The organism is Vibrio sp. 10N.286.49.E11 (genome assembly GCF_041469505.1).
GTDB lineage: Bacteria > Pseudomonadota > Gammaproteobacteria > Enterobacterales > Vibrionaceae > Vibrio > Vibrio crassostreae_C.
Window position 1 is genome coordinate 185,571 of record NZ_JBFRKQ010000004.1, and the last position, 12,401, is coordinate 197,971.

Consider the following 12,401-nt stretch of genomic DNA (forward strand, 5'->3'; position numbering starts at 1 on the left):
AGTGTGATTTAGATCTTGTTTTTGGGCGTTTTAAGTGTAGAATCCGCGCTAAAGAAAGTTGATTATGTGCGGAGATAAGCATGAATTACGAACTAGGCCACGCATACCTTGGTCAAATGGCAGCAAAAAACATGATGCACGAAGCATTGTACGGCACTTCAAAGCCAAAGAAACCATCGTTCTTTAAGCGAATGATGAAGAAAATGGCTAAATAAGCATTTTCAAAAACGGAATTTTAAAAGGCCTTAAACTCGATGAAGTTTAAGGCCTTTTTCGTTTTAGCGATTGGTGAAAGTTATCGCTTTGTTTTGTTGTGGATGGACACAAAAAATACCAATTAAGCTTCTGACTAATGGCTTTTAATGAACTCAGCCAGCAGATTGATTGGATAAGTCGACCACATTATTAGGGATGCTATCTAAGCCATTCTCTTTCATCCACGCTTCTAAGTTATCGGCACCACCGATGTACTTACCATCAAGCCAGATCTGCGGGACGGTGACCGGTGTTTTCTCACCAATGTGTGCTTTTACCTCTGGAATCATACGGTACAAAGCGGCGCTGTCTTTTACGACATCGTGGTATTGGTATTCAACACCCGCTTCATCCAGCATTTTCTTCGCTTTAACACAGAATGGGCAGGTCGCCTTACCATAAACGATGTTGCCTTTTAGGCTGTCTCGTTTGGTCCACTCTTTGATCACGGATTGGATTAACACACCGCGATTAAGCGCTTCACCTTGGCTGACAACCTTGCCTTCAACAACAAGGATTGGGGCGTGCCAAGAGCCAAGTTTTAGAGGCTCCCACCAGTGAGACAACCAATCTTTCACTTCCAGTTCGACATCGACATCGGCCAACTCATTCTCAAAAGTATCCTTCAGAATGTCTTTGGTAAGGGTACATTCTCCACATGGGATGTTAACTTTAAATGGACCCCAGCTGCCTGCCCAACGGTATAGTGTAATCTTGACTGGTTTCTTCATGGTTACGGCCTCGTTTGAATTCTCTTATCCATATAGAACGGACTGTCGAACTATTTATTTCACCAACCTTAAACTTTCTTCACTTTTGAAGGTTTTTTAGTTTCCCAGTGCGTTATAAATGCAACTGACGCAATAATAATAGCAGCCCCTAGCCATAAACGACCCGGTGGAACCCAACTAAATACAATCCAACCTGCTAAAACGTTTAGCGGTAATTTGGCGTGGTCAAAAGGTTGCACAAACGAAGCATCAGCGACCGAGTAGGCTTTTACTATCGCCCATTGAGCGAGTGCCGTCATAACACCGATAACAATCAATATAGCCCAGATTGTACCGCCGCTTGGCGTTTGCCAATCTGGCGCAGCAAGCAGGATGTTAAATGGTGTGATTAATAGTAGAAGATAGACCACCATGGTTGAAGGACTGTCTTGCGAAGAGAGTTTTTTCACCATCAGTGAGTAGCATGCCCAGAAGAAAGCGGCACCGACTGGTAATAACGTTGCCCAGTTAAAATCTTCAGCCCACGGCTCTAGAATCACCATCGCACCCACGAAGCCTGCTAAGGTCGCGCCCCAGCGAGCAGCCCCAACTTTCTCTTTTAAGAAAAGCCCTGAACCAATGGTTGCAAACAATGGCGATGTCATGAGAAGGGCAATGCCTTGCCAAATTGGTACTGGGTAAGCCAGTGCCCATATCCAAAGTTGAATACCAATAACAGACAAGAAGACACGGAATACGTGCAATTTGAGGTTGTCGGTTTTTAGCGCGCGGCGAATACCCAGCGTTTTTAGGTAAGGAAGAATAGCGAATAACGCGATGGCGTATTGAATGACGGCAACGGTGGTAGAAGTAAGTCCGAAATGAATGCTAGCAATTTGAGTTAGGCTGTTGATCAAAGCAAAGGCTAAACCTGCGGTTAGCATCCAGCTAGCGCCTTGGATCGGATGGTGTTGTGACATGATGCTTCTAATTATTTGATGTGGTTCACCTATGATACGGATTTAGCACCACTTAACCAGAAAAAGCATTGATGAAGTCAGTCAGAATATTTGAATATGAAAAAAGGTTGAGCCATTGCCCAACCTTTTTAGTCTGTATCTAAAGTCGATTTAGATTAGAAGTCGTAACGTACACCTAGGCGAAGAGAGTCTTCACTTTGTGTTTCTAAACCTGCAACTTTTACGTCGTCTAGATTGTTTAATTGGTAAGCAACGTATGTACGGATAGATTTGTTGAACTTGTAAGTACCAGTCAGCTCAAAGAAGTCAGCTGTGTCTACAGTTAAGTTCTGTGTCGCGTCTTTTTCTTGTTTTTGGTACAAACCTGCCAGTTCAAATTGGTCTGTTAGCTTGTATTTAGCAGCAACTTCCACACCAGAGAACTCAGTTTTTGCTTTGTCGTCTAGGTCACCCATTGTGTAGGTTGCACCTAGGTATAAAGCATCCATTTTGTAGTTAATACCAGCAATCAATGCTGTAGCTGAACCATTACCAGTACCGTTGTCGTTACCTGAGTAACCAAGACCGAAACCTAAGCCCATCGGTAGTGTGTAAATGCCAGAGATACCGTAACCGTCAGTATCTTTGTCTTCACCAGCAATCAAACTTGCTTTAAGAGAAAGTGCGTCTGCGTCGTAAGCGTATACAAACGTGTTATTGATTTGCTCGTCACCTGCATTGATGAATGCTTTTTGGTCACCAGAGTAGATAGTAACATCCGACATTTCTGAGATTTGAGCTGCAGCTGTATCTTGACGACCTACTGATACTGCGCCGAAGTTACCTTCAAAACCTGCATACATGTAACGTTGCTTAAAGTTTTCAGTCTTACTGTTATCAGCAGAAGATTTCACGCTTTGTTCTGCTTCGTAGAAACCAAAACCAGATAGGTCGCTAGTGATTTCTGTAGTACCACCCACATTCAAACGAACACGGCTTTTGTTTTTCATCGTACCGTCGATTTCAGCACCACCTGAACCAATGAAATCACCACGGAATTCCGCACGCCCGCCAATTTTAAGTTCTGTACCATCAGAGCTGTAAACTGTTGCTGCTAGAGAAGAACCTGAAACTAGTGCTGCTACCACTGCAGAAGCTAGAACTGCCTTTTTCATAATCACTTACCTTGTATTTTAAAATCCGTGAGCAATGTGCTCTCCGTTTCGATATGAAGCTAATTTAGAGCAGATAAATTAAGCTTTCATTTCCATAAAATTACATTTTCGTGAATGGGGAACTTTTTTAAGTGTTGATTTTATTGCACTTTTATTTCATGCGACTGAGTGTTCTATGAATAGTTATACAAGTTGCGTGTATTTCAAAGGTCACATTAGCAAGTTTTACCTTGGAATCACGTATGTCGATGGTGGTGAATTTTGGCTGCGCTGAGAGCTTGTTAATCTGATTAACTGCTTGTACTGGTAAGGATATCCTCTATGATGCAAAAACTTAGAAGAGAATAGATTCTGCTCAACAAGATGGAGACGTTGGATGAAAACAGAGTACTTAGGCGATGTTTTACAAGGTAGGCAGGTTATTGGCTCCTTGAATGTTGAAGACCTACCCGTTGGAGAGCACCAGTTTTGGTTTCAAGTAACCAGTGATGGGCTAGGGCAACCCAAGAACATGCCGGTTTCTGTTTTCAAAGGCAGTCAAGCAGGTCCTAAGTTGATGATCACCGCTGGTATTCACGGTGATGAGCTCAACGGTGTGTTGGCTGCTCAGCAAATTATCAGAGACTTAGTCGGTAAAACTCTCAAAGGCACGGTCACGATAGTGCCTACTGTGAACTTGTCGGGTTTGCTTAACCACAGCCGCGATTTTATCTCTTCGGATCCGGGCTCTTGCCCTGCCAACCTTAATCGACTCTTTCCGGGTGATGCGAATGGCTTAGCGGCAGAGCGCTTTGTTGCGTCTTTGTGGGATCGCTTACTCAAACACAATGCGACATTCGCCGTTGACCTACATACCCAAACTCGTGGCGCGGTCTACCCACTTTATGTTTTTGCTGACTACCGAATTGAACAATGCCTTGAAATGGCAAGGTTGATGACGCCAGATTGTGTTCTCAATGATCCGGGCGACCCAGGTATTCTCGAAACGGTTTGGAATCGAAGTGGAATTCCGAGCATCACGGTGGAAGTTGGGATGGGGAAATTTACTCAGCCTGACATGATTCAACGAGCGGTAGACGGTGTTTTTAACATGCTGTCTTATTATGAAATGTTCGAGGTTGAAATAAATCATCCCGAGAAAATGCAGCTGCCGAGTATGGATTGGATAGAGGGTAATGATGTGGTTTCTATCCGCGCTGATATTGGTGGCTTTGTGCTGCCTCAGATCGAGCTTTTGCAAAGTGTCGAACAAGATGATCTGCTCGCCATCCAATATGATGCGTTCGGTAATGAATGTCGTCGTTATCACGCACCATCTTCTGGTCGTGTACTCAGCTATAACGTGGATGCGTTAAGGGAGCCGGGTGCGCTTGTTTGTCGTTTGCTAAGTTAAGGCTCAGTCGGTTTGACGTTTCCGTGTTAATGCACTGTGTTGTTATCTAAAACACGTAAAAAAAGACCGAGCTAGGCTCGGTCAAAGGACAGTTGTCTAGAGTAAGCACGTCTTGGACTCATCGAGAGAACTGCTTTTAGAGTAGCGAGGCTAGATTAAGAATCCATTGCAAGATAGTGACACTTCGACTGCTTTTCTGTTTCAAAAATAATATTGAAAACATTACCTTAAGCTCATCAAAAGCCGACTGTGAGTTACGCAGGTCGGCTTTTTATTCACTTCTCTTTCGAATTTTTATCTCTATCTACAGTCGATTAAAAAGCGTCGTCCACGATCTCTTTTAATCGGTCATAAGGCACATATCCTGGTAAAACATTTCCGTTCATCATCATGGTTGGAGTGCCCGTTAAGCCGAGTGCACTGAACGTTTGATGGTTAGTGGTTAGAACCTGGTTTTGTTCTTGAGTTGTTTTTAGTTCCGCCTCTGTTCCCGTCTTCTTGGCAACGGCTTCTAGTGAGCTTTTCGAGTGAATACCGCTTTTCGCCATCAGCAATCTATCAACTTCAGGGAATGCTTCTGGGTTATCTTTCCATACTTTCATCGCGTATAGCGCCGCGTTGGTGTCTAGCCCCGAAACCTGTTGCTGCTTAAACGATAAGTACACGTTGATCACTTTAATGTCGCTGTTTTCAGAGGCTAATTGAACCAAGCCTTTTTCCAAGCGCTTACAGTAAGGGCAGTTATAGTCGGTAAAGTTAATGATGACCGATTTGCCATCCGGATTGCCCGTGATTGGGTGGGCGTCATTGTTGTATAACCAATCATGGCTTTCCGCTTGGGCTTTCTTCGCTTGCTCTTGACCTGCTACGTACTGCTCTAAACTGGTATGCAAACCAGAGATTGTAGAAGGGTTATCTTTCAGGAATTGATTAATTTCTTCAAGTTGCTGGGTTTGTTCTGTGCTTAACTCAGCGAAGGCAGTGGTGCTCATTAGTGAGCCTAAAATCAGTGTACTAATCAGATGCTTTTTCATGCTATTTATTCTCTAATTCTTGATAATCGTGAGCGCTCATTGGGTCGCGCTCACGGAAATTCTGTTCGTTAAACGGGCTAAATCGAGTTATTCACCTTGCTTTGCTCTGTTTTTCTTTGTGAGCGAGTTAGGCAAAGTAGGTTCTTAACCACAGCCCTATAGGAGAAGTAACGCCTGTTGCGATACTGCTGATCTTTCCGTCTTTGATGATGACGATGCTTGGAGTGACATTAACGCCCCAACTTCTGCTGATTGCTCCAGAAAGATCATTGATAACAGGGAAGTCATACTCTTTTGCATCCAAGTAGCGCTGGACACGTTCGTCTGGACCAGACGATAGAGCGACCGAAACCACCTGATGGGAATCGCTGAAACTATTGACGGTTGGGCTTACAAATTTGCAGGCACCACACCATGTCGCCCAAAAATAGACAATGACTGGCTTACCATTTTTGCTTAGCTCGATAACATCAATATCTTCGCCTTGGAGCGATTGACCCACAATTGGAACCGCATCGCCCTGAGGCATACTTCTGCTGTGATAAAAGTCCATGGCAAATGAAACCACGCCAACGATCAATATCATTGAAACCAGCTCCTTTCCCCACTTCTTAAGACGACTTGGCTTTTTGGCCTCACCCTTTACTGCGTTGTCTGCAGTTGTGCTAGATTTCTCTTCATTGTTGGGAGTCTTCATCAGTTATCTCGCAGCATCGATGGCTTGAACGACAGTGTCACTGTTGAGAATGACAGGCAGTGGAATACCGCTTTTATAGCTCGGGCCGTAGACGATATTAAATGGCACACCAAATCGCCCATTACTTTGTAAGTATTGAGTGACACTTTCACTTGGTGTTGTCCAATCACCTTTCATCAAAACAATGTCTTCTTGCTGTAGGTGACTGTAGACAGGGTCTTGAAGGATGACGCCGATCTTGTTGGCTTTACAAGTGATACACCAATCAGCAGTCACATCAACAAACACCGTTTTGCCTTCATCAACGAGCTGAGGGATTTGCTTCGCATCCAGCTTTTGCCAAGCGAGATCGTCAACAATCGGAGTCGCCCAGTTATCAGCGGTGACACTACCGACGATCAATGCAGCACCAAACACCAAGGTTGTGGTTGCGACGATAGGAATAAGCACCTTGCGACCCAACTTACGGCCAATCCAAATCAATACTGAAATCACGATAAATAGCGACAGCAGGATAGTTGGGAATTTACCAATGAATGGGCTAAGGAGGCTTGTTAGCCATAGGCTGGTAATGAACATCATTAAGCCAAATACCAGCTTAACTTTGAACATCCACGCCCCAGGCTTTGGAAGCAATTTGGTTAGGCTTGGGAATAGCGCAAAGATCAACCAAGGCGCACTCATACCGATACCAAGCGTGATGAAGATAGCCCATAACTCTTGGTAGCTTGCTCCAAGTGCATACGCGACAGCGGTTCCTAGGAATGGCGCGCTACACGGCGTTGCTAACAGCGTTGCAAACATGCCTTGAACAAAGTGGCCTGAATGTGAGTCATCGCCTTTGGTTGCCATCCAGGTGTTTAAACCTGATGGTAGTCTGAATTCGAATAACCCAAGCAGGTTAATCGAAAACAGCAAAGTGATGATCAGCATGAACCCGATGAACCAAACATTTTGGAACTGGATTCCCCAGCCAATTGCATTACCACCCATTTTTAGAGCGGTCATACCTAGGGCTAACAGCGCAAATGACGTAATGACACCAGAAGCAGACGCTAAGAATGAGAGTCGGATATGACGATTAGATGCCCCTTGGTTTTGAATGATGCTGTTTAACTTCATTCCTAATACTGGCAACACACATGGCATGATGTTGAGGATCAAACCACCAATTAAGGCAAAACCGATCATCGCAGTAAAACCGTTACTGTTTTCTTGATAAGCGATTGGTTTTGACCCAACTTGAGCTGTCATCTCTTCGGCAAAGTTTGTGTCTGAAACGGTGACACTCACGTTACGGTCCGTTAAGTCGACTTCACCTATCCAGTTGCTCACATCAAATACGGCCGTCATTGTATTGTCTGTGATGTGGACGCTTGGTTGAGAGAAGAAGTCATCAATCACTTCTTGCCCGTCAATCAACACCATCGGCTTATCCCAGCCATTTTTACTTGTCAGCTGAGTAACCAGTTGCTGCTTGCTCTTGTCCCAAAATAGACCATTGACTGAAGTGCGATTAGCTTCTCGTGGAGATTGGCTCATGCCTTGGTTGAACAAGAACATCGCTTCTTCATCGAGCGCTAAAGTTTGTGGGTCAATCGGCAGTTCGATATCGTAATCGGTTAACACACAGATATTGGTACACGACGGAAAGGTAAACGATGCCCTGAATATCGCAGGCTTCGTGTTGTCTTTCAGGGATAAAGTGACAGGAAAGCTTACGTGCTTTTTGTAACCTAACGTCATCACGTCAAGTTGTTCATAGTATTTAGGGATCGGCCAATGCCAATCTACAGACTCTATATTAGTTGAATCAGACCAGTCCCAGCTTGGCGGAATGCCACCTTCACCTGGGCTGCGCCAATAGGTTTTCCAGTCACCGTCGAGTGTAACGTCCAATACAGTTTGAACGGTACCGCCGTTATCCGACTGTTCACCCGTCGACATCATTCGCATCTTAACTGGCGGATGCTCAGGCACGCTTATCCAGCCCGTGGTTTGAGCCAGGGCGGTAAATGACGTCATAACCAAAAGGGCAGTGACTAAGGTTTTCGCGCATGTACGCATAGAGAATGCCAATGAATCGACAAACTTAGTTAGTAGTGTGTTGTACACAAATGTATCTCCAAAAAATAAATAAAAGGGTGTAGTAGCCCGGTTATTTACTCTCTAAATATACAGTGCTTTAGATGCAATCGGTGTTTTGTCGGTCGAGTAGAGCGATGATTGTCTCTAGATAATCTCGAGATGTGAGGAGGTAAGTTAAACGCAACAGCAATAATAAGTACGAATGGGATCAGCCAGCCGGTTTTTGGGGCGGCAAAGGTCAGCATTTTCGAACTTAGGCTGCATGAATTTGAATTGGGGGACGTTAACATTTTTGAGGCTTCTAAGCCGAAAACGCTGGCGTATAGAGCAGCCATTTTTTCTGAAGAAGCGATGTTGGTTTGGGGATTACTGGTTTCTGTATGAGTTTGTGTGCCAACTAGGACTGATTGGCCATTAGCGGACGCAGATAACGATACTTTCTTGACGGCCAGAGTGCTCGCCAGACAAGTTACGATAACCAGTCCGGTAAGGAAGAGCGCCCAAAGCGAATGCTTTTGTCGGCGGTTCTGTGTGGATAAGAAAAGTAGCGATGTGTTCAGCAAATTAGTCAGTAATCAAATCTGTTATTAGTTAAAGCAAGCTCATTGAATTGTGGTTAGCTTAGATAAGTTCTCTTCGTGCCACAAGTCATAAAATGGTTAAAGTGAAACTATGTATAAATGCGGGAAACGGCAGATACACGATAAAAGACGCATAAACACCAATTCACGCGAATACGACATTGAGCTGTAGCTAAAGTTCACAACAACTGAAAGTTATCGCTAATTATTCTGTATTGAGTGGTTTATTAACTATCAGGACGGGACAGGCGATACAAAAAAGCCCAACAGATCGTCAGTGAACGTGTTGGGCTTTAATCATTGGTGCTATTGGAAAGGCTTAGTGAGTGCGGCGAGGGCCGTTACGTACCAAGTCTTTACCGTTATCAAACACCTCTTTGGTGATCCAGCGAGCAAGCAGAACTTTATGGCTGCTATTGAATACAGCAACGAAGTGACGACCATCTGAATTATTGGTTGCCATGCCTACACCTTCAACGCCTTCAAGGCCTAAACCGCCAGCTTCCACTGAAATTAGGAATTGCTCTAGTTCTTCTAGAGACTCAATAATATCAAGTTCGTTGTTCATTTTTATGCTCTCTTGCTGTGAGCCAACATCGTATTTAGGGCGCTTTAGTGCTGTGCTCGAATGAAGATATTGGCTGTTGTTCTTTGTTGGATGCGTACTCTACAGGTCATAAGAGGGGATTGGAACTCTCAAATATTAGAAGCAGGCTGATAATTTGCGAATTTTTAACATAACATACGTTTAAATGCTTGTTATCCATATTCTTTTTACTACTATTTATAGGGTCAATTTAGACAGTGATAGGAATTAATATGATGAAGGTTTGGCGTTGTCTATTGTTAATGTTGGCGTTTGTCGCATTTGGAAGTTATGCGCAGAGCGTTGAGAAAATCGCAGAAGTACAAGATCAGTTAATGCTCGATCTAGCAACATTAGAAACGGCGCATGATGCTGAAAAACCCTTTCTTGAAGATATCTTAAGGCGTAAGAACCAGGGCCTACGCGAAGAGATTTTTTCACAGCTATCGTCAGATAAAAAAGAGGGGCTGGATGTCACTCTTGCTCAGCAGGTCGAACTGCTACAAAAATTGCTGTCGTTGAATGAAACTAAAATCGTTTTAATGAGTAAAGAAAACCGTTCCGCTGAGGGTGACGCTAAAAAACGCCTTGAGTTGCGTATTCAAAAACGAATCGGAATGATGGATGTCTATTATCAGCAGCTTGCTAAGACCTTAAATTGGTCGAAAGAGCGTGGTGTTGATGTTGCTGTTCCTGAAGGTGAGCTCAAAACGGCACTTGTTTCTCGTTCTCAATATCTTACTAATGCAATTCTATACACGGATACACAACGTCAAGATTTAGAACGCCGGTTATCTTATGTAAGTGAAGAAGAGAAAGCGACGATTAAAACTGAGCTTGAACGCTTCAGTGAGCGAACTAGCGTTATGGTCGCGAGCTTAGAAGAAACCATCACGCTAATGGAACCGTTTGGCGTGGATGTGACTTCGTACAAACGTGTTTTGCTAGCGACGACAGGCGACATTAACGCCGATGTGTTGGATGTTGATGTTGCACTGGAGCTGTTGGATGGTTGGCTTCGTTCGTTCAGTTCATGGGCTTTTGAAAATACCCCTTCTTTTATCGTTAAACTTGCTCTGTTTCTCGGTATTTTGTATGTAACTCGCCTTATTGCTAACGTGGCTCGCAAAACCGTTCGTAAGAGTGTTTCGCACTCTAAAATGGACTTCAGTGTATTGATGCAGGACTTCTTTGTATCCATCGCATCTAAAGCGGTCGTGTTTATTGGTTTGCTTATCGCACTGTCTCAAATAGGGATAGAGCTAGCACCTCTTCTTACTGGTTTCGGTGTAGCCGGTGTCATCATTGGTTTCGCATTGCAAGACACACTATCTAACTTTGCATCGGGTTTGATGATCTTGATCTACCGTCCTTATGACGTCGGTGACATGGTTAAAGTGGCAGGCGTGCAAGGCACGGTAAAAGACATGAGCTTAGTATCGACGACTGTTCAAACCATTGATAACCAACGCTTGGTGATCCCAAACAACAAGATTTGGGGTGACGTGATCAACAACATCACGGCAGAACGTGTAAGACGTGTTGATATGGTTTTCGGTATTGGTTATTCAGATGATATCGATAAAGCGAAAGCGGTATTGAACGACATCATTCTTGCACACCCTCTAGTGTTGAAAAAACCAGAGCATATGATCAAGCTTCATACCTTGAATACGTCTTCTGTTGATTTCGTAGTACGACCTTGGGTTAAGACTGATGACTATTGGGATGTGTACTGGGATGTAACGGAAACCGTGAAGAAACGCTTCGATGAAGAAGGCATCACGATTCCATTCCCTCAACGAGATGTACATATTTACAATCACGAAGAGAACTAAACGAAAGATCTAGTATGAAAAGCTATTACGAAAAAGCTAAGCATGGCTTAGAGCCATCATTCTTAATGTGATATCAAATGGACGCTGAACAAGCGTCCATTTTTATTGGTTGCCGCTTATGTTGAGCTTCATTCTTTTATGTCACTCAACCACCTTAGAATTACGTTATGATGGGGTAGGCTTAATCTGGAAAGTTGAAATCGAATGGACGATTCACAGCAAAAAACGAATACTAGAAATACAACGGTAAGAAAAGCGACGCGAATTGAAAGTGTTATGAACTCTGCGATGTGGCATTTAACTCAGAGAGACATGACGGAAAGTGAGTTGGTTGCGAAGCTCAAAGTGAAAACCGACAATCAAGAATGGATCGATGAAACTTTAGGGACTCTGAAAGGCTTTGGGTATCTCAAGTCTGACCAAGTGTTTGCAGAACAATTCGTGGAACAAGCTTTTTCTGGTGAATTCGGTTCTCGATACATTGTCGAAAAACTGAAGAAGAAGGGGCTGACCGATTCAGTGATTTCTGATGCGATTCATAAGGTGTCCTTCGAAAAGTCTATTGATGAACAAACCATCTTGATAGAACGAATCAACCACTATTACTCAAGCTTTACTATGAGCCGTGAAAAGCTAGTCGCGACCCTGCAAAAGCGTGGCTTTAGCTATCAACAAGTTAAGGTAGCGATTGACCAGCACCCACAAGCGCATCAACTGAAAAGTAACATTCAAATTAAGGCCGAGAAAGCCGATTTGGAAAAAGAGGTGTTGAAGTATGCTCGTAAAGGCAAGGGCCTGACTGCCATTCAGCAAGAGCTTAGGCAGCGACAAATCGACACAAGTGAACTGTCATCGCTAATCGAACGATTGATTAACGAAGAGCAACTAGACTTCTATTCTTCGTGTTTAGAACAGTTACAGAAGAAATCTTACGATCTAAATGATCATAAAGAACGATCCAAGGCTTACGCGATGCTAAGTCGAAAGGGGTTCTCTTCTGACGAGATCAAATTTGCATTGAGTGAAGATAACGAATAACTAAGCCGGAAAAATTTCCTATTGTAGTGTAAGCGTGTCATGAACAC

11 protein-coding genes are annotated in these 12,401 nt (G+C 43.7%); 4 read left to right on the forward strand and 7 right to left on the reverse strand.

The genetic code is table 11. The annotated features are described in order from the left end of the window. Window positions 1-80: 80 nt before the first annotated feature. Complete coding sequence (locus AB4167_RS01450) at window positions 81-215, forward strand: hypothetical protein (RefSeq protein ID WP_010431176.1); 135 nt, start codon at window positions 81-83, stop codon at window positions 213-215. 153 nt (window positions 216-368) lie between these two features. Here the strand turns inward: AB4167_RS01450 and AB4167_RS01455 are convergent, their stop codons facing one another. The 3 genes from AB4167_RS01455 to AB4167_RS01465 all read right to left on the reverse strand — a co-directional run bounded on the left by AB4167_RS01455 (window position 369) and on the right by AB4167_RS01465 (window position 3,099). Then, window positions 369-986 (reverse strand): glutaredoxin domain-containing protein, encoded by a 618-nt coding sequence (locus tag AB4167_RS01455; RefSeq protein WP_017062739.1) that lies wholly within the window; start codon window positions 984-986, stop codon window positions 369-371. 68 nt (window positions 987-1,054) lie between these two features. Continuing rightward, window positions 1,055-1,945 carry a DMT family transporter gene (locus AB4167_RS01460; protein WP_372136008.1) on the reverse strand — a complete coding sequence of 297 codons (891 nt, stop codon included), beginning with the start codon at window positions 1,943-1,945 and terminating at the stop codon, window positions 1,055-1,057. 155 nt (window positions 1,946-2,100) lie between these two features. Further along, entirely contained in the window at window positions 2,101-3,099 is a 999-nt protein-coding gene (locus AB4167_RS01465) for a porin (protein ID WP_102321347.1), read from the reverse strand. A gap of 376 nt (window positions 3,100-3,475) precedes the next feature. On the opposite strand from AB4167_RS01465, the gene AB4167_RS01470 reads away from it, so the two are divergent. Next, window positions 3,476-4,492 carry a succinylglutamate desuccinylase/aspartoacylase family protein gene (locus AB4167_RS01470; protein ID WP_372136009.1) on the forward strand — a complete coding sequence of 339 codons (1,017 nt, stop codon included), beginning with the start codon at window positions 3,476-3,478 and terminating at the stop codon, window positions 4,490-4,492. A gap of 314 nt (window positions 4,493-4,806) precedes the next feature. On the opposite strand, the gene AB4167_RS01475 is transcribed toward AB4167_RS01470, so the two are convergent. The 4 genes from AB4167_RS01475 to AB4167_RS01490 all read right to left on the reverse strand — a co-directional run bounded on the left by AB4167_RS01475 (window position 4,807) and on the right by AB4167_RS01490 (window position 9,460). After that, on the reverse strand, window positions 4,807-5,526 hold the full coding sequence (locus AB4167_RS01475) for a DsbA family protein (protein ID WP_372136010.1): 720 nt from the start codon (window positions 5,524-5,526) through the stop codon (window positions 4,807-4,809). A 127-nt stretch (window positions 5,527-5,653) separates the two neighbouring features. Continuing rightward, window positions 5,654-6,223 (reverse strand): protein disulfide oxidoreductase, encoded by a 570-nt coding sequence (locus tag AB4167_RS01480; RefSeq protein WP_102332666.1) that lies wholly within the window; start codon window positions 6,221-6,223, stop codon window positions 5,654-5,656. 3 nt (window positions 6,224-6,226) lie between these two features. After that, window positions 6,227-8,290, reverse strand: a complete 2,064-nt coding sequence (locus AB4167_RS01485; RefSeq protein WP_372136017.1) for a protein-disulfide reductase DsbD family protein — start codon at window positions 8,288-8,290, stop codon at window positions 6,227-6,229. Between the two features lie 921 nt (window positions 8,291-9,211). After that, the gene (locus tag AB4167_RS01490) at window positions 9,212-9,460 is read right to left on the reverse strand and encodes a hypothetical protein (protein WP_017062732.1); all 249 of its coding nucleotides are present in this window, start codon (window positions 9,458-9,460) and stop codon (window positions 9,212-9,214) included. 251 nt (window positions 9,461-9,711) lie between these two features. On the opposite strand from AB4167_RS01490, the gene AB4167_RS01495 reads away from it, so the two are divergent. Together AB4167_RS01495 and AB4167_RS01500 are read left to right on the forward strand one after the other, a co-directional pair. After that, complete coding sequence (locus tag AB4167_RS01495) at window positions 9,712-11,316, forward strand: mechanosensitive ion channel family protein (RefSeq protein WP_372136011.1); 1,605 nt, start codon at window positions 9,712-9,714, stop codon at window positions 11,314-11,316. A 204-nt stretch (window positions 11,317-11,520) separates the two neighbouring features. Continuing rightward, window positions 11,521-12,354 carry a RecX family transcriptional regulator gene (locus AB4167_RS01500; protein ID WP_372136012.1) on the forward strand — a complete coding sequence of 278 codons (834 nt, stop codon included), beginning with the start codon at window positions 11,521-11,523 and terminating at the stop codon, window positions 12,352-12,354. Window positions 12,355-12,401 lie beyond the last annotated feature (47 nt).